Source organism: Paraburkholderia fungorum (assembly GCF_900099835.1).
Taxonomy (GTDB): domain Bacteria; phylum Pseudomonadota; class Gammaproteobacteria; order Burkholderiales; family Burkholderiaceae; genus Paraburkholderia; species Paraburkholderia fungorum_A.
The window spans coordinates 423,490-446,361 of sequence record NZ_FNKP01000004.1; the positions used below are offsets into that span (position 1 = coordinate 423,490).

Below are 22,872 nucleotides of genomic sequence, written 5' to 3' on the forward strand. Positions count from 1 at the left end.
GCCATCCAGCGGCTTGTCAGTCACGGGAATTCAATGAACGGTCGTCACCCTCACCATCGCCCGCACGGTGTCGATGAAGGAGCGCTCGGTGTCTTCGATGGTTTCACATTTCGGCGCGCACGATTGATTTAGCGATCGTACGGAATTCCCGCCATGGCTGCCGTCGATCGCGATCCCATACGACAGCCCGAACAGAAAAGTATGGCCTTCAATCTCTCGGGCTCGTGACGGCGCACGACGTCATGCCATCGGACGATTTCGCCGCAGTACCGCCGCAAGCGCCTGTGTCGCAAACACCCTTTTCGTGCACTGACGGATGTTGACAGTCGATCGAGTGTTTCACGTCGCATCCCGGGGCTGGGGGGATGCCAGCATGGGTCAGTCCGAAAGACGAAATTTGCGCCTTTACTGCGCACAGATTGCCGTGTGATGGGGCTCACGTATTGCCTACCCTACCTTCCTGCGACGTGTGAGCGGTCTGGCCGGCCCGCTCCGAGCAGGCCCAACCGCACGTAGCGGCCGGCGATCAACGGCGGAGGCAGTGCGTTCACCGGTGCCGGGAGCGCCCGCTTGTGCTTCCCGCAGCGTGACAACCTCAGACTGCAGCCGTGTGTTCTCCGCTACGGCCGCGTCCAGCCGCCCCTGCAGCACGCCCGTCTGATGCCGTGTTTCGCCCAGTTGCGTCTGCATCGTTTCGATCACACGTCGATGCTCGGCCTCTCTCTGCTCTGCTCGGCGTGTCACGTCCTCAACCTCCTTCTGCAATTTTGCCGCCGTGCTGCGCTCCCGATCGATCTCCAGCAGAGCGCGCTTTTCCGATGCGCGCAGCCGTTCCTCTGCACGCTCCGCCGCTTCGCGCAGCTTGTCGAGATCGCGCGAAAAACCTTCCCTCACCTCCACCAGTTCGCGGTCGCATGCGGTGAGTGCCGCGCGGCTGCGTTCCAGTTCGGCCTCGAGCGCCTGACGTTGAGCGTGGCCTTCGGCCTGCGCCTTCTCCAGTTCCCGTACTTCGACCTGGGCGGCGAGCAACGCTGCGGTGCGCTGCTCGAGCGCGATCTCGACCCGGCCAAGTTCATCGCGGGCTGCCGCCACCGATAGCTGCGCGTCCGCCCTTGCGCTCTCTACTTCATCGCGCAGCGCGTCCAGCGCGGTCGCGGCCGACGCGGTCGCACGCGTCCAGAGGGTCGCCACCAGTTCGCCTGCTGCCGCGCCGAGATCAGCCGGCAAGTCCGGGTGTTCGATACGCACGCGGCTCTTTTCGCGCAACTCCGTCCAGAACTCGCCGAGCACCTGAGTCGGCGTACCCATGCTGCCGCGCCGGACCAGCTGGTACAGCCGGTTCGCAGTGGGCGTGATGCCGTAGCGGAAGAACAGCAGCGCACACACCTCGCGGTACAACTCGCGCGTTTTCGGGTGCGAGAGCTTTACGCGCTCGATGTCGGCAGCCAGAGCGGCATCAGGGGAAAGGTCGGCGTCCATGGGGAAATCCGTAATTCGCTGGAGATAATTTTACTACGTAAAACGACCGATATATCACTCATTTATTTAAATTTGCGACATTATTACTATAATGTCGTGTGAAATATGTCGACACGCCTGCGAAAACGAGCCTCTCGACGTATGGCAAGGAAATCGCAATTACCAGCACTGCTGCGGGACCGTTTTGAACCACGCGGTAGACGGCCGCTATGGATAGGTTCGCAAGAGATATAAAATGTCTCGAAAAATGGGTGAGGTTTTACAGGAGTGAGGAATGCCGGCGTGCGCGCCTAGATTGCAAGAGCGCGTTTGGGATCATTGCCAATACCGATGCAGCTGAGCGGGCGGCCGCCGCCACCTTGGGCGCATGCCGGCGGCCTGTGCCACGCCTCTCGCGAACGCCCGCACGCAAACGCGATAAGGCGACCTCACAGTGGAGAGCAGAGATCTGGAACCCGCTGCGAAGGACTTCCAGCGGCCGCAGACCACACAGCGACACCGCAGCATCGCAGTCCACCGGTTTGCCGTATCCATTGCCGCATGGCATCCCGGGGTGGTGCGATAGACGCGTCGTGGCAGCAGATCCGCGAACACATGGGTGCTCGAACGGCGCACACAGCCACAGAGATGAACGTTAGCGTGCGGGATTGGCTCCGGAAGCCGGCCACCGGTTTTCATTGACCGGCCCTCGCCCCCTCCTGCTATCGTTGCGCACCGACAATCCCCTCCGACACAATGCCCCGAAACAGATCATCGCGCCCCTCCGCCGCGCGCTCCAAAGCCCTTTTCTTGCCTATGCCTCGCAAGGAGGCATCAGCTCTCGTGCTTCGTACCCGGCTAATGCTTGTGCGATTCCATAGCGGCGATACCGATCGATCGCTCGTTAATCACCTCGCCCAGGTCCTTATTCTTACCCGCTTTGTGCGGCAGGCAGGGTATGGGGACCTCGAACTTAAGACCCTCGACGACATCGAGATGGCACTCGGCACGTTACTGGTTGAGTTCGATGAGACCGGCAAGTGGGCCATCGTCAGCGATGGGGTCATCCACGGCCTGACTAAGATCATCAACGAATACGACCGCCTGCTCGGCACGGTGCGGATGGAGATATTGGTGCGGGCGAGCGCGTATCTGGACCGTCTCGTGGACGCAGCCAGACCGACAGATGCGAGCTGACAAAGCGACGGCGTGTTTCAACAAAATGATCCCATGCGAGGCGCAGCAGTCGACCGCGAGTAAGCGCAAGCTTCATTCATCACCCCAGTGCGAAAGTCCGTTCGTCATTAACAGCAATGCAATCGACGCTCCCTTCCGGTGCGTATGGTGCCGTTCGCATTTCTCCTATGGCCGCTTGTCGATTCTGTCGACTACACCTGCGATGTGCAGGCGAGACCACCTCGCCATCAGGCGTCAAGTGCTTCTCCGACTAGGCATTGGTGCCCCGGGTATGTCGAACTGATAATCGTTGCAGTCGGAGGTATCGGACCGCCCCTCCCCCTCCCGTTCTGGTTTGTGGCGAAGCGACTGGGCGGGTCTGCCGTGGCTGACGATTAGTTACATTTATGCTTCGCTGACGCGAGGTGACACATTTAATGACGCAACAGAGACAAAATTAATACGTTCTACGTTTAACCATTGAGCGCTCGCGAAACCCTCACGAAGACCGCCGCCCCAAACGACCGTTTCCGGAAAACATCGGCGCGCGGTAAGACACCAGATCGAGCGCCTCTGCCAGCGTACCCACCGCGCGGTGCGGGATACCAAATGCCCTGGTGGCACCCCGGCCGCGCACCCTCGCCTCCTCGCGCCGGTCGTCATCCGGCTCGACGGTAATCAGCATCGTGCAGACGCGCGCCAGTGCTTCCTTGTTCTGCTTGAGCCACTGTCCCCGTTGCCGGAAGTCTTCATGGGCCTCGTTGTCTGGCGGCTCGACATACAGCATGACGAAAGGTCTGCCATGCGCAACCAGCACGTCCATTTCACGCGCCCACTGCATTGCGTAGCCCGCCCGGATCGCGTAGTTACGTACCGTGATAATCGGGAAATGCTGAATATCGAGTACCTTGAAAGTCGCCGTATCAAACATGATCATGGTGTCCTGACTGGCCCGATCTGGCTTCCTGTTCACCGGCTCTGTTGCGATCCGGCTGCACTGGAAACACGCTTTGCCACCCGCCGCCCAACGCCTTGTAAAGACTGACCAGCGACACCGCCACGTCAGCCGAACTGGAGGCGAGCGCCTGCTGCGTACCGAGCAAATCTTTCTGCACGGTCAACACGTTCAGAAAATCCGTTGCACCGGCGATGTACTGCCGCTGCGCGTTTTCCAGCGCAATCTGGTTCTGTTCGACCGCTTTAGCCAGTTTGTCGCGATTGTTCTGTCGCGCTTCGTATTCGGTCATCGCATTGTCCACGTCATGCCATGCGTTCAGGACCGTCCGCTGAAAATCGATTGCGGCTTCCTGTTGCTGCGCGTTGCGCAGCGCGAGTTGTCCCTTCAACCGGCCGCCATCGAACAGAGGCACGCTAAGCGCTGGACCTACTCCGAACATGCGCGAGTCCCAGCTATCGAGATCGCTGAAATGCATCGCCTGCAAACTGAAATTCGCCGACAGAGTGATGCGCGGATAAAAGTCGCCGACCGCGACTCCGATGTTCGCCGTCGCCGCATGCAGCCTCGCTTCCGCCACGCGGATGTCGGGGCGCCGCTCAGCCAGTTCCGACGGCAGCCCCGCGGGCACCCGGGACGGCATCGACGGAATCGGAGCGTATTCGCGCAATTCATTGTCGAGCGTGCGCGGAGGTGCTCCCATCAGCAGGCTCAGCGCATTGACGAGATGCACGCGCCGATTGTCGAGCAACGGTAATTGCGCTTCGATCGTGCTGACCTGTGCCGAGGCTTCCGCCATGTCCAGACGCGTCGCAACGCCATCCGCAAAACGGATCTGGGTGAGTTCCAGGCTATGACGCGCCATCTCAAGATTCTGTTCAACGATCTTCTGCTGCGCCTGTATCCCGCGCAACTGCATGTAGTCGCTGGCAGTGTCCGCGAGGGTCATCAGCAAGACATCGCGGCGTAGATCGGCGGCGGCTTCGACGGCCGCGTCGGAAGACTCGACTTCGCGGCGCACACGTCCCCACAAATCCAGTTCCCACGACGCGTCGACGCCAGGCTGCCACACGTTGTAATCATGCTTGCCCTCCAGTCCGGATATATCGAGCACCCCGTTCTGACTCGATCGCGCATGCTGCCAGGACGCCGTCCCTGCAACCGACGGCAAAGCGTCGGCTCCGCTGACCCCGCGCGCCGCGCGCGCCTGCAGCAGACGGGCAGCCGCAGCCTTGACGTCCAGACTCGACGCGGTGACACGCTGAATCAGGGACGTCAATTCCGCGTCATGAAAAACCTCCCACCACTGCGAATCGGGCGTACCGTCGACCACTGGCGATAACGTGCCGGCAATGTCAGCATCAGGCTGTCGAGTATCGGTACGCCAATGTGCGGGCAACGCGGCAGCCGGCCTCTGAAAGTCGGGACCCACTGTGCAGGCCGTCAGTCCGGCCATGGCGAGCAGGCTAACGCCCGCTGCGAATCGTGAAGTCAGCAGGCTCATCGCGCGACCACCTCCGGGGCGGTGTCCGTGTGAACCGTCACCTCCGCCGACATGCCGACGCGTAATCGGTCGAGTCCCGCCTGCCCGGCGCGCAACGCTATCTTGACGGGAATTCGCTGGACCACTTTCGTAAAATTGCCGGTGGCGTTGTCCGGCGCGATGGCCGAGAACGTGACGCCGGTTGCAGGCGCGAAACTGTCGACCGTCCCGGTCAGCACGACGTCGGAATAGGTATCCACGCGAACCTCGGCGGCCTGGCCTGGCCGCACATGCGCCAGTTGCGTCTCCTGAAAATTGGCCACGACGTAGGCCTGTTGCAGCGGCACGAGCGCGAGCATCGGCGTGCCCGGCGTCACGAACGCGCCCACGCGAACAGCGCGCTGACCGACCACGCCGTCGATAGGCGCGACGATGCGGGTCCATGAGAGGTTCAGACGCGCGGTGTCGAGCGCGGCCTGTGCCCGCTGCAGCCCGGCCTCGGCGCGCGCACGCTGCGTGGTGAGAACCGCCACCTGCTGCTTCGCGGCGCTCAGACCCGCCTCGTCACGCGACACATCGGCGAGCGCGGTGTCCGCGCGCGAGCGTGCCTGCTGCTCGTTTTGCCGGCTTCCGGCGCCGTGTTGCGCAAGATCGGTGTAACGGTCATAGTCGGCACGCGCGAAATCGCGATTGGCATGTGCCGCGTTCAGCGCCGCAGCGGCCTGATCGATCAGCGAGCGCTGCTGGACGATGCTCGCCGACACGTTGTCGATAGCCGCCTGCGCGACCGCGACATTCGCCTGGGCGGCCGCCACGGCCGCAGCGTAATCGCGGTTGTCGATCTGCGCGAGCAGGTCGCCTTTGCGAACCACCTGGTTATCGTCGACGCTCAACGCCGTGATCTGTCCGGCGACGCGCGGCGCGACCACGGTAAAGTCGGCGCTCACAAATGCATCGTCGGTGCTCTGTCCTGCGGGTCTCATCACGCCGTAGGCCAGTGCCGCCGACAAGCCGAGCGCGACGATCACCAGGCTGCTCGTGAGATAAATTTTCCGGTTTGATTTCAACTCAGACATAGATCAGCTCTTTGAATTTCTGCGAGGTTCGATGAAGGGATTCACTGCTTCGCAGCAGGCGCAGCGCTGCTTGCGCGCGGCGGATAAACCCGCGTGGGTAGAAACGGAATCAGCAGAATCAGCGCGAGCGCGATCAGCGCCATCAGACGGAACACGTCGGCCGATGCGAGCACCAGCGCCTGCTCGCGGATGCGCTGATCGAGCAACGCAAGCGCGGCATGCGGATCGATATGCACGCCTCGCACGAGATTGAGCGGCAAGGCTGCAGAGGCCAGTGGCCGGTTGCCGTACTGGTCGACCAGTACATTCGAATGGAAATGTTCGCGCATCGTCGTCAATCCTTCGACGGCTCCCGTGCCGACGACTGCGGCAAAACCCTTGACCGTGTTGAACCACGCCGATGCGAAAGGACCTTCCATCGGCGTCATTCCGTTCGTGGCGAGCAGCAGCAACGGAATCACCGCCATCGGCTGCGCGACGATCTGCATGATCTGGATGACGTAGAAGTTGTCGCGAATCCAGTCGGCGGTCATGAAACTGCCTGCTGCGCACGAGAGCGCGATCAGGCCGAGCCCCACGGCCAGCACCCAGCGGCAATCGACGCGGCGAATATTGCAGAGCGCCGCCACCGCCGGCAACGCAATCAATTGCGGCAGCGCCACGCACAACGCGAGAGGCGTCAATTGAAGCGGCCGATAGCCGCGCACTTCGACGAGATAAGCGGCAGGCACACCCGCTACCGCGACCAGTATCACCAGCACGCCACCCAGCGTGATCAGCGCATGTGTGAGATTGCGGCCCGCGAGCAACTGCAGCTTGAAAAACGGCAAAGGATGAAACCATTCGTTGACGAGAAACAGCACCATCGCGACGACGCCACCCGCTAACAGAGCGCAGATCAGCGGCGAATCTGTCCAGCCGAGGCGCGCGCCCTGCTCGAGCGCGACCACCAGCATCCCGGTGGCCGGGACACCGAGCAACACGCCTCGCCAGTCGAACTGACGAAAGCGCTCGAGTCGCAGCGGATCTTGCGGGAGCCCCCACGCGACCATCGCAATCGATACGAGCGCGAGCGGCACGATCTGCCAGAAGAGAAAGCGCCAGCCCACGTAGTCGCTCCATAACGCGGCGAGCGGAATGCCGAGATTGGGCGCGAAGGTCGCTGTCAGCGCATAGGCGGCAAGTCCATAGAGCTTGATGCCGGACGGCAGGAAGCGCAGTGCGACGGTCATCAGCATCGGCGGAAGGCAACCTCCCGCCAGTCCCTGAAGTGCCCGGAGTAATAACAGCTCGCTAAATGTCGTCGCGAATGGAAAAGCGATGCCAAGCAGCGCGAACACCGCGACGGCCGAGATCGTAAAACGCCGCAGCGAGAAGGTGACGGAGAACCATGGCGCGAGCATCATCGCCGACACCTGCATGACCTGATACGCAGAGCCGAGCCACGAAGCGCCGTCGTGACTGACGCCCAGTGCGCCGCGAATGTCGGCCATGGCGATATCGGTGACATGGTCGTTGATCTGCGCAACCACGACGGCAATCAGCACGCCCACCAGTCCGGTGATCACGCGTGCGTTGAATGCAGGCGCTGCGGCTGTCGGCGCAGCACGTGTTTGAGCGGCTGACGGCTGAAGGACGGTCGCGTTCACGCTGACCGCCCGGCGCGATTGCGCGCGAGATTAATCAGCGAGCCCGGTCGGGCCGCTTTCGAAACATGCATGAGACTGGCTCCGCGAATGACACAGCAGCCAGTCTAAGAACAGACCGTAGTTTCGAAAATTGCAATGTTTGCACATGATACGTGCTTCAAACGCACGCATCAATATCAACTAGCTACAGTGCTCAACCGGTACACACCTCCCTCACCACTCGTCGCAACCATCGATGCGCGGGATCGTTCTGCCAACGCGGATGCCACGCCTGAACCACGACGATGGTCTCCAGCGGCAAGGGAATTTCGAAAGAACGCACGCGCATTCCCAGTTTCTTTGCAGCAGCGGCAACGTGCTCGGGCAGTCCGGCAATCAGGTCCGACAGGCCCAATGCGAAGACGCCCGAATGAAATGACGGCACGACCAGCGACACTGTTCGCCGCAGACCGAGCGCGTCGAGCGCGGCATCGATCGGACCCACGGTACGACCGCGACGCGACACGCTGATGTGATCGTAAGACGCGAAGCGCTCAGGCGTTATCTCGTCGCCGAAGATCGGATGATCTTCCCTCGCGAGGCCGACGAAGGTCGTGGTGAACAGCTGTTGCACACGGATATCAGGTCCCAGGGGACGCATCGCACTGATGTAGAGGTCGCTTTCTCCGTCCAGCACGACGTGGGGCTCCGTGTCGCTTTCGGGCTGAAAGCGCAACACTGAGCGGGGCGCGTCCTGCCGGACCCGATCGAGCAACGCACTGCCAAACGACCCTGAAAACGTGTCGTTCGCGTGCAGGACGAAATGGCGCTCAAGGGTCGCCAGGTCGATGTCCCGCTCGGGCCGCAACAGACGCACTGCGTTCTGCACGGAGTCCCGCACCTGCTCCCTAAGCGCAAGGGCTCGCGGGGTCGGCACCAGACGCCGGCCGATCTTGACGAACACCGGGTCACCCAGCGCGTCGCGAATTCGCGCCAATGTGCGACTCATGGCGGGCGCACTCAGATGCATCCGTCTTGCGGCGCCGACCACGGAGCCCTCTTCAAGAAGTGCGTCGAGTGCGATGAGAAGGTTGAGATCGGGTAGTTGCATGGAACGCAATCATGGATGGCGAGCCATGTAGTTTGCGGTATAACTGGAATTTTTTCCCGGATTTGCGTACCTCGGGCGGTGGGATGGGTTGATTCAGGCGGCGAACCTGCGGTGACTTGCCGGAACATCGTGATGAACCCGCTCGCACTGTTGTCGCCGATCGGGTCCTGCTTCGAACGATGCGACGAATCCAATGAACGGCTCTGCCTTTGCTTCGCTGAAGCTCCGCAAGCGAGCCGCAGCGTCGTGGGCCCCAGTAGCCCAACTAGAGCAGTGATTATTTGCGGATCGAGTCAATTCTGTGCGGCAACGCGTCGAGCGTCTCCAGAATCATGCAATCAAGTTGCTAAGAAATACGAAAAACATTCACTTCAGACTCCGTAACAGCACTCACTTATTTTATGAGCCACGACACTGATATCACCACAAGTTTCCTGCACACCGCTGAAGCGTGGGCGGAGGAACACAACCGAAAAATCGCAAATGGCGAAAACCCCTGGGAAGGCATTCCCGAACCGCGCACATATGAACCACTTCCCGACGGCTCTTGGAAACGACATATTGACCTCATCTATGAAACGATTGAATTACAGCGGCCAATAATGACGGTTCGTAACAACGCCTTGGACAAGCAGACGTGGGAAAATTCTCATCGTGCCTATTACTATCTGCTCACGGCAGAAAGAAATCGCCTGCTCTTGGGCGTCCTGAAAGGTGTCGATCTCGGTGACGACGCCGATTCTTATTGACGTTGGATTTTCCCATACTACGAATGTTCGAATCCGGGATAGCCACGCGTTGGCCGATCCAAAACTCAAACGGCGACGCTTCCAAGCTCTATGGAAGCCGGCTCCTTCGTATGCGCAACAAGGATCGAAGGGCCTGTGTTCAATCATGCCGCCGTTCAACGGGCGACCCTGACTCGTCTTCGAGGTCTAGCTCGGCGAAAAGCGATTCAACTTCTCGTCTGCGGCCGGCTTTAATGTCGGCTTGGCCTATGGCAAGAATCGCCGCGAGCGTGGCACGCTGCTCCATTTCATAAGACGAACAGTCCTCTGCGCACATCTGGCGAATCTCCCGTGATGCCCCTGCGATGATAAGACCCCGATAGGGGGAACGGAAACCCCCTCTGACGCGCATCAATTTCTGAAAGTCGCCTCAACCCCACTACGGAAAAGCGCCGGGTGCGTCAGCGACAGTCCCTTCAGTCGCGAAAACCATTTCCGAGGTCGAACTCGCGAAGCACGCGATTCCAGTTCATCTACATCCATCGAAGGTAATGGTGATGGCGGGTAAGGTAGCTGCTCGCGTTCGCACGGCACGAATGGGGCGCCACCCTCCTTGCCTCGCAATTGTCAATCTACGAAGCTGCAACGAGGACTCGGAACAAAAGAAATGGATTCGCTCAGCCTTGAACTCCTGCAGGCATGTGAAGACTATCGCCGATATATCGACGCGATATTTCAACCCGCGATGAACCGTCTTGAGACAGATATCAGCCGGCGGCAGGTTCGCCTGCACGAGGTATTTGGCGCCAATCTGTTTGTGGCGCATGCTATCGACTACGTCCAGGCAATCCGGAGGTTCGATGAAGTCGCTGAAATCGCCAATATCAGCTGTGTCAACGGCGAGCGTTCTGACGTCTCTATCGAGCATCAGTCCGCAATTGGAAAAGCGCGACTTGCCATTCGATAACGGCATCTCTTTGTCATTCTTGACGCCGATCTACAACAAAACGAATATCGGCGCCGCTCGCCGCTTGACCTTCCGGCGCTTGCGACGGCATCCCGTAAAGGCTCGCCGTTCACGGCCTCCAATACTCCGTGCCCCTGCCGCACCTTCGGACCTATGCTCACCGCTCCAAACCGAAGTTGCCCCCGCAGCGTAGTCTATACGTCGACCATCAATGCGGTGAAACACGCAGCGCGACGGGGCTGGAGTATTCAGGCTGGCTCAGCGGGCGTCATCGTCTAGCGCGGACAGAAGTTGACTGAACGCCTGCCGCGTGCCGGCACGGTGATCCGCGTACCGGTACGGGGTCGCCATCACGCCCTCAAGCTACCTGCAAGGAAAGGCCGGGATTCGGGTGTGATCGATTAGTGCAGTGTTTATGCGGTGTAGAGGTGGTGTGGCGCGTGAGCGCTGGCTTGCCACCCGGGGCGGCTTGCCGCGCCGGCGTGCGAAAGGCGCCACCGGCGACGGCGGCAACGCCGCTCCCTCAGCAGGAACCACCGCTACCCCTGCGACAAATATCTGCAGGTGCAAATTTGTGCACTATTAAGATAGCGGTAGATACAAGGGGAATGGACAGTGGTGATTTGAACATCTCTAAAATCATCGCCTCGTGTGTCGTCGTTACATTGAAATTCTATCGCGCAACCTTGATTTGCCAAAAACAGACATTATTTAGTGGGCGCTGGGCCTTCTGATTTTTTATCCACCCGCTATGATTGAAAGGGATCGCTATGGCCTTCTACGCTGATAAAAAAAACGTCAAAGAAAGCGACAAACCTGAGAGATACAATAAATTGCGAAAACCTGGCGAAGCCCCGGGCGGTCCGGGTATTTACCGATGCCAAAGCTGCGGCTATGAAGATGTAATCAACCGCGAGTGCGGTGTGCTGCCGCCATGCTCGAATTGCGCCACGAATGGCAAAAATCGCAACGAGCATTGGAAATGGCTGGTCCGCGCAGAAAACGCGTAAATCTTTAGCCGCCGCTAGGCGGCTTCTTTCGTCCATATGCATTTGGGTCACATTCCGGCGCGGCTGGCAGAACAAATGGACCACAGTCCGCACCGTGGCGCAATGATTCTTGACGCCTGTTGAGACGTTAGTCACCGTTTTTACAAGTTGGCTGTTATCGCCAACGCCATTTGTTCGCTTGCGACTACCGCAATCCCCCAGTTAGCTGAGTGTTCGGTAAGGGCTCTATGCACGCTTTTCTGATGCACTCGACACCGTGTACCTGTCAAAGGCGTGCGCCGTCAACCTACCTCGTGGAGACTACGTATAGATGCAGTTATTGCACTGATTTTGAGGACGCGATGTCTCGTTTATCGACTAATATTTCGACAACCGCCTGATGCTACTCCGTGGCTGCTGCGTTGGCATGAAATATAGGACTCAATTTAGGCAGCGTCTCATTCGCGAACGCGGCCACAACACTTGCACTTCAAATCCGCACGGTTCAGTCGGCACCTGTGGTGCACTCGAACATTTGCTTGCAACGACCGGCAGTTTCCGTTGGAAAGCGCCCGAACCGAACGCCCGGCCTACTATCACCCGTGATAACTTTACTCTCCGGCACGAACACACGATGTCAGCGCTCGAACAGCCAGAGCGATTCGTCATCGAATATTCAACTCCCGGCGAATGAATCACCCGCAGGGATAATTTAGAGCCGGCTCGAACTTTGATTGAGTCTTCGTGCTGATTTACTCCAATGGAAATCAGCAATCTCATTCAAAACGCATATCTACGAGTGCCGCTTATGGTAGCGTCTTGCTTTCTGATCAAGCGACTTCCGCAGCCATGTCCGTTTATGTAAAACCCCGCTGGTTACGGGATTTATTGCGATTTCTCCCTTTAAAAAGTCAGTTTGTTCTCTCCGGGAACGTTCGCGACTTGCAAGCGTGCGAAATCGCACCGGACGTGGTGACAGCGCAGCCGCTTGTGAGTATGTTGAGCCTAAACCTGCGCTCGGAGGGCTATCAGCAGGTGGTTGTATGGAACCCTGTAGCTGGCTTTACCGTCCCTGACAGCCATGTCCCGCCCACCGAGTCAGCAGAAGACACCCTGCGGCGCCTAGGTCTCACGGCTGTCGAAGGCGCCGCGCCCGGTGGCTTGGATGCATTGACGGCTTGTCTGGAGCGGATCGCCACACTATCCGGCGAACCTGTCGCGCTTGTGGTGGATTTCGCCTCGCGACTGGCTGTTCGAACAGAATCGCTGACTGCCGCCGAGCACAACCTTTTCACGCGCGCCCTTGTGCACGCGCACACCATCGCCCCCCGCCCTGCTGGCCAGCACCGGCGACCGTTTTTCAACACAGTTGTTTGGGTGGTCGACAAGGAGGGAGACCTCCCCGACTGGATGCTCATCGATAATCCGCGCATCCGTCACATCCCGGTTTCGAAACCCGACAGCATCGCTAGAAGCGCCCTGTCTTCTGCGCTCTTGCGCGGAGTCCCGGCTGCGCCGCAAGCGTCACCCGAGACGCTCTCGGAAGCCAACAAGGCTTTCGTAGATGGCTGCGAGGGCCTTCTCCTCGCGGATATGAACGCCATTGCGACACTCGCACGCGTCGAAGGTGTCACCGTGGACAAAATCGCCGACGCGGTCCGGCGATATAAGGTCGGCGTAACGGAAGACCCCTGGCGGCAGATTGACCGCGACAAGATTCGCAACGCGGAGGCAACTGTCCGCCAGCGCGTCAAAGGCCAGTCGCATGCCGTCACGCACATGCTGGATCTCGTCAAGCGCGCAATGACCGGAGTGGGCTCGCAGCGCAAGGGCAACCGCCCGCGCGGAGTTGCCTTCCTCGCGGGCCCCACTGGCGTCGGCAAAACCGAACTGGCAAAAACGATTACGAGCGTGCTGTTTGGTGACGAAAGCGCGTACATCCGCTTTGATATGTCGGAATTCAGCGCCGAACACGCTGACCAACGCCTCATCGGCGCGCCGCCGGGTTACGTCGGCTACGACGTCGGCGGCGAACTCACCAACGCCATCCGCGAGCGGCCCTTCAGTGTCGTGCTGTTCGACGAAATCGAGAAAGCGCATCCACGCATTCTCGACAAATTCCTCCAGATTCTGGACGACGGCGTGCTGACATCAGGGCGCGGCGATCGCGTTTATTTCTCCGAAGCGCTGATCATCTTTACGTCCAACCTTGGCATCTATCGTCAGGATGAGTTCGGCGCGCGGGTGCCGAACGTGCTGCCCGGCGAGGACTTCGATGAGGTTCAGGAGAAGGTGCTCGGTGAAATCCAGCGGCACTTCAAACTCGTGCTGAACCGCCCCGAAATACTGAACCGCATCGGCGAGAACGTCATCGTCTTCGATTTCATCCGCGAAGACATTGCGCACGAAATCTTCGAGCAGATGGTATGCGCCGTCCTCGACGACATTCACAACCAGGAGGCGGCGGTCGAAATGGTAAGCGAATCGCTGGACGCCCTGCGACGGCAATGCCTAGCCGATTTGTCCAACGGCGGGCGCGGAATCCGAAACCAGATTGAATCTCGACTCATCAATCCGTTGGCGCGCGGTCTTTTCGACCACGATGCGAAGCCGGGCGACCGCTTCGCTATCACCGGTATTGATACCGGCGCATTCCATCTGGAAAAGCTGTAATTCATGGACATCCGGCTTTCTCGACTGCATTTCCCTGTCACGACCCTTGGGCCAGGGAAGCGCATCGGGATCTGGTTCCAGGGTTGCAGTATTCGCTGCCCGGGCTGTATCTCTGCGGACACCTGGTCGAGCTCAGGCGGCGAGACTACCGTCCAGGCGGTAATGGAGCAGCTTGAGAGCTGGCTGCCCCACGCCGAGGGCGTCACCATTTCCGGCGGCGAGCCGTTCGAGCAACCGGATGCGCTATCTGCCCTGCTTTCGGCACTGAAAAGTCGATGGCGGGGCGACGTTCTCGTATATAGCGGGCACCCGTTCGAAGCGCTAACGGACACGCTTGCTGGAATTGAGGGATTAGTCGATGCACTTATCACCGATCCGTTTGAGATACAGACACCGCACACGCGGCCACTGCGCGGAAGTGACAACCAGCGCCTTCACCTCCTGACAGACGTTGGACGAGCTCGATTTGGCGTCTACGAGCGGCGGCTTGTTGAAAGCGACAAGTCAATGGACGTCATGTTTGACGGGGACGGAAGTGTCTGGTTCGCAGGGATACCGAACCGGAATGACTTTCAGCGTTTGAGAGACCTATTGATTGATCAGGGCCACGACGTCCAGATCAGCGCCGACAAGGCGAAAATCAGATAAGACAGGAAATGTCAGCAATGATGCGTTTTTGCCCGAAGTGCAAGACCGAGCGGCCCCCTCAGGAGCTCTATTGCGAAGGCACCTTCGCCGATGCCAAGTGCGACTGGGACTTGTCCAGCCTGCCCTTTCGCCAAAGCGGCTGGAGACCGCAGGAAGTCTTGACCGCCGAGTCGGCTACCAGCATGAACGAAGCGGCAGCCGGGCACGCGCAGCCGCCACATAGTCAGGTCCTGTGCACAAACGGCCACCCGATGAACGACGGGGATCTGATGTGTCTGGAGTGCGGCGCAGATCCGGCGGCCCAGTCGACGGGCAGTGAGGCCGAGGTATCGGAAGGTACTTCGACCCCGCATACCGTGGAGCCGACACCGCCAGCCACTGAGACGCAAATCGAAGGCTGGCGTTTGATGCGTCAGATTTCCAGCACGGACGGCGTTCGCGAACGTTACATCGCCCAACATTGCGATACCAATCGCCAGGCGGTCCTGACGCTCTACCGCCAAGGCGCGGAGCCCGACCCATCTGTCTACGACGTGGTCAAACGCCTGCCCCGCGAGCACGTGCCGGAAATCATTGCCACGGGCCGCTGGGATGGACGCGCGTACGAAGTCGCCGAAGAACTCAGTGGCGGAACACTTGCCGACGTTGGCATCGCCGTGCGCGACCTGGCGACAATTCGCCATGTGGTCGACGAACTTGGGCAGGCTCTGCACTCGTTTTCGGAGGCCGGCCTGCGCCATCGCGACCTGCGGCCCGGCACCCTGCTCGTTCGCAGCCGCGAACCACTCGACCTTGTGATCAGCGGCTTCGGCTCCGCCCGTCTTTCCGAGTTTGACCTCGACATCGTCTCGCCGCTGGAGACAACGCGATACATGGCTCCGGAAGCCATCGCTGGAGGCGTTGCAGCTGCTTCCGATTGGTGGAGTCTCGGCATGATTCTGCTCGAGCAGTTGACTGAAGGTCGCTGCTTCGAAGGCATCAACCCGCACGCGTTTCTGATTCATGTCCTGTCCAACGGCGTCAGCCTGCCGGACGACATCGACCCGTCACTGCATCTCCTGCTACGTGGCCTGTTGGCGCGCGATCGTCACCAGCGCTGGCAATGGGCGCAAGTCAAAGCGTGGCTCAACGGAGAACAGGTTGATGCCCCTGCAGCGGCGACGTCGGAATCCGACACGCCCGAAGGTGCGAGCATTGCCCTCGGCGCGAAGCAATACCATAAGCCGACTGTCTTCGCGCTCGCCGCCGCCGAACGGGAGAATTGGGAAGAAGCCCGAGAGCATCTGAGCCGTGGTGCACTCGTCACATGGGCCGAACAGGCCGGTGTTACTGTCAAAGCGCTCGCTGGGCTCCGCCAAGCGGCACGACTGGAAGAATCGGACGAAGACTGCCGCCTCATGATTGCGCTGAAGCTGCTCAATCCCGAGATGCCGCTGATCATCCGGGGCGAAATCGTCACGCCGGGTTGGTTGTTGCAGAACCCGCTCGAAGGCTACGACCTGATTACCGGCTCGGTACCGACCTTCCTCGACCGGCTGGAGACGGAAACGTGGCTGTCCCGTCTGCGTGCGCGTGCAGAGGAAGTCCGGCAGCGCGCCCACAATCACAGCATCGAGCTCGACGAAGACACAGCCCGTGTCAGCATGCTATCGACGTCCCGCGCACGCCTTGCAGCACAGTGGGAGGAAAAGCGCCTGCTCTTCCCGGACTCGACTCACCCGGGACTGCTTTCGCTGGCAGAACGGCGTGTTATCAGCGAAGAAGACCTCATCGTTCTTTTGAGCGCCGCCATCAGCCAGTTCCGTTCGGTCGAAGAGATTCTCGACCAGGCGTCGAATCTCGCGCAGAGTGAACAGATTCTTGCCTTTGATCGCGAAGCAGCGCGAGCCGAGTTGGCCCTGTCGCGTATCGAGCTCTTCCGCAAAATCGACGAGCGCATCGAAGGCTTCTCACGCACAGGCAATCAGACCATCGACGACTGGGCCGAGCAGTTCCGGCTAGAGCGCCGATTGGCACTGCACGAGGCCATCGTCCTGCTGTCGGTGCCGGCAGAGCAATGGCTTGAGCCTCAGAAACAGCAGTATGTTTCCCAGATTCTCGACTTCTTCGAGAAGAAGGTGGCAACGGCCGTCATGCGCGGCCCGCTTGTGCGCATGACGATCGGCAAGACTACCGGTCGCGTTGACGTCCATGAGCTACATGGCGAACGCCATTCGAGCACGGCGCTCGTCGAACACCTGGTACAGCGCAACGTGCAAGCGGTGTCCATCGACCCGGCAATCTTCGGCGCCAACGTCACACTCGAAGGCCGGCTCAACGCGCTTTACCGCCAGACGTCGCTCTACAAACGAGACACGGGTATCGATGGCCTCTATCTCGGCTTCCCGTTTCTCGTCTACAAGGACACCCGTAGCAACACAAAACCGCGCATTACACCGGTGTTGCTGTGGCCTGTCAAACTGCTAATGGAGCTTGGGACGCGCGGTCAGGTAGCGCTCGCCTTCGACGGCGAGCGGGAAGAAGTCCGCCTGAACCCTGCCCTCGAAGGACTGCTGGGGCGCGACGCAATCAAGGCCTGGCGCGCAGTAGCAGATGATGTACTGGGCCGCTCCGCGCTCAAGGCCGCTGATGTCATGGACGCTTTCGGCATGCTCGCCAACGTGGAGCGTCGGCAGGTCAGCTCCCTGCCTTCGCCGGGTGTGGAGGTACCTGTGGGTGAGATGCGTCTCGCCTGCTCGGGTGTGCTGTTCCACGTCACGTTCATTGGCCAGGCGATTGGCGAGGATTTGCGCCAGCTAAAGGTGTTGTCGCCATCGGGGACCGCGCTTGAGTCTATGCTCCGCCTGAAAGACAAATCGGCCTACGAGCAATCCGAAGTGGCAGGCACGGAACTCGAACGCTTCCTGACCGTCGCGAGCGACCCCTCTCAGGAATCCGCTGTTTTGCAGGCACGACAAGGACCCGGCCTGTTGGTCGAAGGGCCGCCGGGAACCGGCAAGTCACAGACCATTGTCAACATGGTCTCGGATGCGATCGGGCGGGGAAAAAGCCTGCTGATCGTCTGCCAGAAGCATGCGGCGCTGGAAGTCGTGCATAAGCGTCTTGTCGCCGAAGGACTGGGCGACCGTATCGTCATGGTCAACGACGTCAACAAGGACCGCGAACCGACGATCCGCGCGGTGCGCGAGCAACTCGACGCAATTTTCCGTGGCTCGAATTTCGACAACGGCTGGGTACGTCAACGCGAGCGCATGGCGGCCCGGATTGAGACGCTGGAGGGCGAACTGGACCGCCAGCACGAGGCCATCCATCGGGTTGACGAATCGACAGGGCTGAGCTATCGCGCGCTTCTGGGCGAACTGATCAAGCTAGAGGCCGGCGAACCGCCTGCCAGCGTGCCTCAGTTGCGCACAAAGCTCTCCGCACTCGACATCTCAGCGCTCACCACGCTTGAAGAGCAATGTGCGCCGCTCGCCCGCTACTGGCTCCCTGCAAAATTCGAGGGCAGCGCATTTGCGCAACTGAAGTCGTTCGCGACCGATCGGGCGACAATCGAAGAATTCACCGCTATCTTCGCCGCGTTCTGTGAAGCGGAGCGCCTGCGCATCGAAACGCTAGCAGCGCATCCGGCTCGTTTTGACGTCGATGACCCCGCGCCGTATCGCGCGTGGCTCGATGCGAATGCCAGTCGCCTCGTCGCCCTCGACGAGACACAACGCAAACGCCTGGCTAAATGGCTGCCGCTTTTCCGTCCGGCGGACGATGCTAACGCGGAGGGTCATCGTCATTACACCGGCCTGAAAGAGCTGCATCGCGCGCTTCTGGCAGTTGACGGGACAGCCTTCGATAGCCAGCTTTCGCCGGCTCTCGCCCGTGTGCAGGAAGCCGAACTGCGTGAAATCGAGTCGCGCGCCACACTGGCCACGAAAGCACCGACCTTTTTCAGTCGTCTGAACGCTGCCACCTATATTCGTCGCGGCAAGCTGATGAAGTTCGCGGCTGGTTGCGGCGCACCGGCCACTGACGAAACACTGGTCAAGCTGCTAGCTGCAGCTCGCCTTGAACTCAACTGGCGACCGCAACGCCTTGCGCTGGACACCATCAGCCGCGCCCTGAACCTAAAGACGGTTGATCCGACGTGCGGCCCCACCCTGGCCGATGAATGTTTAATACGCCTTCGCCAGCTCGAAGAGGTTCGGGAGCTGGCGCAGCACCTCGCTATCGCACCGCGCGGTGATGAGTTCGACTCGGCGGTGCTCACTGGCGACCGCGCACCGGTCGAGCAACTGCTCGACGGCTTTGAAACGGCGTTCGTGCGCCACAATGCGCGTCAGCACAGTCTGCGAGCACTCCAGCTACTTGATGAGTGGATTTCTGGCGAACTCGCCGATGCCTGCCGCCGCGCCATCGCGGAGAACATCAGCTACCAGGCACCGCTCAATCGCATCCACGATGCGTTGCCGACGCTGGCTGCCTACCAGCAGTTCAGGACACGCTCGAAGCACGTCACGCCTGAAGCACTCGATGTCTTTGCCGTGATGCGTACTCATGAGGCGACGCTCGCTCGTGTTCCGCCTGAGGATCTCGACTGGGAAGTTCGCCGGATGATCAACCGTGAAGCGCGCCTCGGCTGGAAGCGACGAATGGAGCAGGAAACGCCGGAACTGTTGCTCGATCAGACGGAAACATCGGCGAAGATTGGTGCGCTTGCAGCCGCCGACGAAGGAATGCGCCGGCTCAATCGCGAAGTCCTTCGCAACGGCATTGAACGCAACCGGCTCGGAGCGCAGAGAGACTGGGACGACGTGACGCGCCTGACTGGCCGGCGCTCAAGGCGCTTGCGGGAATTCATCGAGATGGGCGCCGGGCTCGGTCTGATGGCTTTACGCCCGGTGTGGCTAATGAATCCCGATGTCGCGAGCCGCGTGCTGCCGCTAAAATCCAACCTGTTCGACTCCGTCGTCTACGACGAGGCATCGCAGATGCCCGTCGAATACGCAATCCCGACGCTGTTCCGGGGCACTCTTTCCGTTGTCAGCGGCGACGAAAAGCAGATGCCTCCCACGGCGTTTTTCTCCGGAAGAACGGACAGCGATGAGGCAGATGTCTACGACGGCGATCAGCCCGACGAGGACGCAACCGAAGAAGAGCGCGAACTCTTTGAGGACACGTGGAATCGCCGCGAGATCAAGGACTGCCCTGACCTTCTACAACTGGCGCGCACGGCGTTGCCGGCCTCGACGCTACAGATCCACTATCGCTCTGCTTATCGCGAGCTTATCGGCTACTCGAATTCCGCCTTCTACGAGAACAATCTCAGCGTGCCTGTCCGCCACCCGGATGCGACCGTCCGCGAGGTCAAGCCGATTGAACTCATTCAGGTCAATGGGCTTTATGAGCAGCAAACGAACTCAGACGAAGCAGATCGCGTGGTCGATTACCTTGCCGAAGTCTGGCAACAGCCGTTTGAAGAGCGCCCGTCCATCGGCGTAGTGACATTCAACCGCAAACAGGCCGACCTCATCGAGGAGCGTCTTGAACTGCGCGCCGAGACCGATGAGGAGTTCCGCACCGCCTACCGCGAGGAAAGCGACCGTGTCGATAGCGGCGAGGACATGTCCGTCTTCGTTAAAAACGTCGAGAACGTTCAAGGTGACGAGCGCGATGTCATTGTCTTCTCGACGACGTTCGGCCGGAATGGACAAGGCGCTTTCCGTCGAGCCTTTGGCGTACTGGGGCAGAAAGGCGGCGAGCGCCGTCTGAACGTGGCCGTGACTCGGGCACGCAAGAAGGTGGTCCTCGTGACTTCAATGCCGATTCGCGACATCTCCGACATGCTGAACACCCAGCGTAAGCCGGCCATCCCGCGTGACTATCTGCAAGGCTATATGGAATATGCGCGCGCCATGTCGAATGGCGAACTGCAGACCGGGCGTGCGCTCCTCGGACGCATGACGAGCGAGCGGGCGCACACCAAAATCCAGCAGGACGGCGCACCCGACGGGTTCGCAGGCGATGTGCTGGCGTTTCTCCGAAGTCTTGGCCTCTCCCCTGTGCCTGCGCAGGAAGGTGACGCCTTCGGACTGGACTTTGCCATTGCGAATCCGGAAACCGGGCTGTACGCAATCGGCATCGAATGCGATGCGCCACGCCACCCACTACTGCGCCATGCCCGGGCACGGGAAATCTGGCGCCCATCGGTTCTGAGCCGCGCAATTCCCACGCTTCACCGCGTGTCGTCGCAATCCTGGTATCACGACCCGAAAGGCGAGCGAGCCCGCCTCAAGGAGGCCGTGGAATCTGCGCTGGCCATGGAGGTCACAGCATGAGCGGCCCGAAAGTCGTGCGAATCGTGACTCGCGAGGAAATTCTCGCGATATGCGAAGGCCATCTGCAACGCCTTGATCAAGCGATTTCGGCGTGGACCACAGTCGGCAAGCGCATCGGAGAGCTTACGCAATCGGAAATCGATGCGACGCATGCGCGTCGGAAAGCGCTCGCGGCACTCATTGCTACCGAAGCCTTTCTCGACCTGCAAAAGCGTGTACCTGAGGAAATCGGGTTCCTTCACGCCGACATTGAGCGTCGGCGAATGCTCGCGGTCGACAAGGCTGAGCAAGCTCAGAAGCGTCGACGGCAAGGTCGGGCCAGTGCGAGTACGCTCCTTCACTCGCTGAAGGCAAAAAATGTGGACGTCCCAGCAGACCTGGAGTCGCAACTGAAGCAAATCGCAAACGGCGGCGAGTTTGCCAATGCAGACGCCCTCCTCGCGCGCGCATTTGCCCTCATCCCAACCGAAGGATCTCGTGAAGTAAGCGAAGCACAGCGGCAACTCGCAAGCCGCTTGCAAGGCGACCAAAAGGTACAAAGCGTTGAGAGCTGGAAAGCCGCGCAGACAGTCGTCCCGCCTCAGCTGGCTCGGGTCGACAGGCAGATCGCGGAAGCTCACGTATTCATCGCGGCCGAGGAAACTACAGCATTCACGTCACGTCTGGGCGTCATCGAGGGCGAACCCGTCGAGGCCCGACGCAATCTCCTGCTGGATAGCTTGATTCTGGACCTCTCCGATGCAGTCTCGCGCTCACGAAAACGCCTCACGGTGCTTGAGGAAATTCAAGAACTGGCTGCGGAGCTCCGCACGCACGATAGCGATGAAGCCAAGGCGATCCTCGCGAGAGTCCAGCGCTGTGACGACCTCGAGTCTATCGAAGCGGCCTCAGCGCTTCTAGAAGACTGCAAGAATGCCATCATCGCTGAACAACAACGCGAAGCCGCCCACGCGCGTCGGGCCGCCATTCTTCAAGGCCTGTCGCGGCTGGGCTACGAAGTCCACGAAGGCATGTCAACCGCGTGGGCCAACGAGGGGCGCATTGTCGTCAAGAAGCCCTCGCTGCCGGGCTACGGAGTCGAAGTCGGTGGACAGGCGCAAGCAAGCCGGCTACAGGTCCGCGCAGTTGCACTAACTGCGAACCGCGATGCGACTCGCGACAAGGATGTCGAAACTATCTGGTGTGGTGACTTCGGCAAACTTCAGGCGCTCCTCGCTGAGCATGGCGACAATCTGCTGATTGAGCGCGCCATCGGCGTTGGACAGGTGCCGCTGAAGATAGTGGACGATAGCGCGCATGAACAGGCCGACTTAAATCAGCGAAATACACGTCAGGGCCTTTAGGAGCCGATGTGACGGCCCGAACGACCATTCGCACAGTTGGCAGCCGCTCACGATAGCTATTGAGCGCATCCAGAACCCAACTGGCGGATTGTCGCCTAGATGCGCTTTCCGAATTTCAGGTACAGGTTAACCGCCCGAATGCGGTCGTCGTATGGATACATGGACTACCCTCCAAAGTAGTCCAAGATTTGGTCCGCACCCCCATTGCGCCGCTCCGGCTGGCTGCTGAGATAAAGAACTCGCATTTTCGCCAATCACCGTCTATGGCAGCCCATCGGTCCGGATACAGACTCATTCAAGAACAGTCT

The 22,872-nt window shown here is 60.1% G+C and carries 14 protein-coding genes; 7 read left to right on the plus strand and 7 right to left on the minus strand.

The annotated features are described in order from the left end of the window. Positions 1-447: 447 nt before the first annotated feature. Positions 448-1,479 (minus strand): DNA-binding protein, encoded by a 1,032-nt coding sequence (locus tag BLS41_RS37625; protein WP_074774699.1) that lies wholly within the window; start codon positions 1,477-1,479, stop codon positions 448-450. An 822-nt stretch (positions 1,480-2,301) separates the two neighbouring features. Here BLS41_RS37625 and BLS41_RS37630 point away from each other — a divergent pair. Continuing rightward, on the plus strand, positions 2,302-2,655 hold the full coding sequence (locus BLS41_RS37630) for a hypothetical protein (protein WP_253189941.1): 354 nt from the start codon (positions 2,302-2,304) through the stop codon (positions 2,653-2,655). A 478-nt stretch (positions 2,656-3,133) separates the two neighbouring features. Here the strand turns inward: BLS41_RS37630 and BLS41_RS37635 are convergent, their stop codons facing one another. The 5 genes from BLS41_RS37635 to BLS41_RS37655 all read right to left on the minus strand — a co-directional run bounded on the left by BLS41_RS37635 (position 3,134) and on the right by BLS41_RS37655 (position 8,887). After that, the gene (locus BLS41_RS37635; RefSeq protein ID WP_143026515.1) at positions 3,134-3,565 is read right to left on the minus strand and encodes a hypothetical protein; all 432 of its coding nucleotides are present in this window, start codon (positions 3,563-3,565) and stop codon (positions 3,134-3,136) included. After that, complete coding sequence (locus BLS41_RS37640; protein WP_074774709.1) at positions 3,558-5,093, minus strand: efflux transporter outer membrane subunit; 1,536 nt, start codon at positions 5,091-5,093, stop codon at positions 3,558-3,560. Before BLS41_RS37640 ends, BLS41_RS37635 begins: the two co-directional genes overlap by 8 nt. Continuing rightward, positions 5,090-6,148, minus strand: a complete 1,059-nt coding sequence (locus BLS41_RS37645) for an HlyD family secretion protein (RefSeq protein WP_074774712.1) — start codon at positions 6,146-6,148, stop codon at positions 5,090-5,092. The genes BLS41_RS37640 and BLS41_RS37645 overlap by 4 nt, the downstream gene beginning before the upstream one ends. 41 nt (positions 6,149-6,189) lie before the next feature. Beyond that, the gene (locus tag BLS41_RS37650; protein ID WP_074774715.1) at positions 6,190-7,797 is read right to left on the minus strand and encodes an MFS transporter; all 1,608 of its coding nucleotides are present in this window, start codon (positions 7,795-7,797) and stop codon (positions 6,190-6,192) included. 193 nt (positions 7,798-7,990) lie between these two features. Continuing rightward, positions 7,991-8,887 (minus strand): LysR family transcriptional regulator, encoded by an 897-nt coding sequence (locus tag BLS41_RS37655; protein ID WP_074774718.1) that lies wholly within the window; start codon positions 8,885-8,887, stop codon positions 7,991-7,993. 401 nt (positions 8,888-9,288) lie between these two features. On the opposite strand from BLS41_RS37655, the gene BLS41_RS38855 reads away from it, so the two are divergent. Further along, on the plus strand, positions 9,289-9,636 hold the full coding sequence (locus BLS41_RS38855; protein WP_143026516.1) for a hypothetical protein: 348 nt from the start codon (positions 9,289-9,291) through the stop codon (positions 9,634-9,636). A gap of 646 nt (positions 9,637-10,282) precedes the next feature. Then, complete coding sequence (locus tag BLS41_RS37660) at positions 10,283-10,582, plus strand: hypothetical protein (protein ID WP_074774721.1); 300 nt, start codon at positions 10,283-10,285, stop codon at positions 10,580-10,582. A 749-nt stretch (positions 10,583-11,331) separates the two neighbouring features. On the opposite strand, the gene BLS41_RS39335 is transcribed toward BLS41_RS37660, so the two are convergent. Beyond that, complete coding sequence (locus tag BLS41_RS39335) at positions 11,332-11,634, minus strand: hypothetical protein (protein WP_171910401.1); 303 nt, start codon at positions 11,632-11,634, stop codon at positions 11,332-11,334. 786 nt (positions 11,635-12,420) lie between these two features. Between BLS41_RS39335 and BLS41_RS37670 the strand changes: the two genes are divergently transcribed. Genes BLS41_RS37670 through BLS41_RS37685 form a run of 4 tightly spaced genes read left to right on the plus strand, consistent with a single transcriptional unit; the run spans position 12,421 to position 22,564 of the window. Next, on the plus strand, positions 12,421-14,244 hold the full coding sequence (locus BLS41_RS37670) for an AAA family ATPase (RefSeq protein WP_074774728.1): 1,824 nt from the start codon (positions 12,421-12,423) through the stop codon (positions 14,242-14,244). A 3-nt stretch (positions 14,245-14,247) separates the two neighbouring features. Next, entirely contained in the window at positions 14,248-14,892 is a 645-nt protein-coding gene (locus BLS41_RS37675; protein ID WP_074774731.1) for a 4Fe-4S single cluster domain-containing protein, read from the plus strand. Between the two features lie 17 nt (positions 14,893-14,909). Then, the gene (locus BLS41_RS37680) at positions 14,910-21,221 is read left to right on the plus strand and encodes an AAA domain-containing protein (protein ID WP_074774734.1); all 6,312 of its coding nucleotides are present in this window, start codon (positions 14,910-14,912) and stop codon (positions 21,219-21,221) included. Next, complete coding sequence (locus tag BLS41_RS37685; RefSeq protein WP_074774738.1) at positions 21,218-22,564, plus strand: hypothetical protein; 1,347 nt, start codon at positions 21,218-21,220, stop codon at positions 22,562-22,564. The genes BLS41_RS37680 and BLS41_RS37685 overlap by 4 nt, the downstream gene beginning before the upstream one ends. Positions 22,565-22,872: the final 308 nt, after the last annotated feature.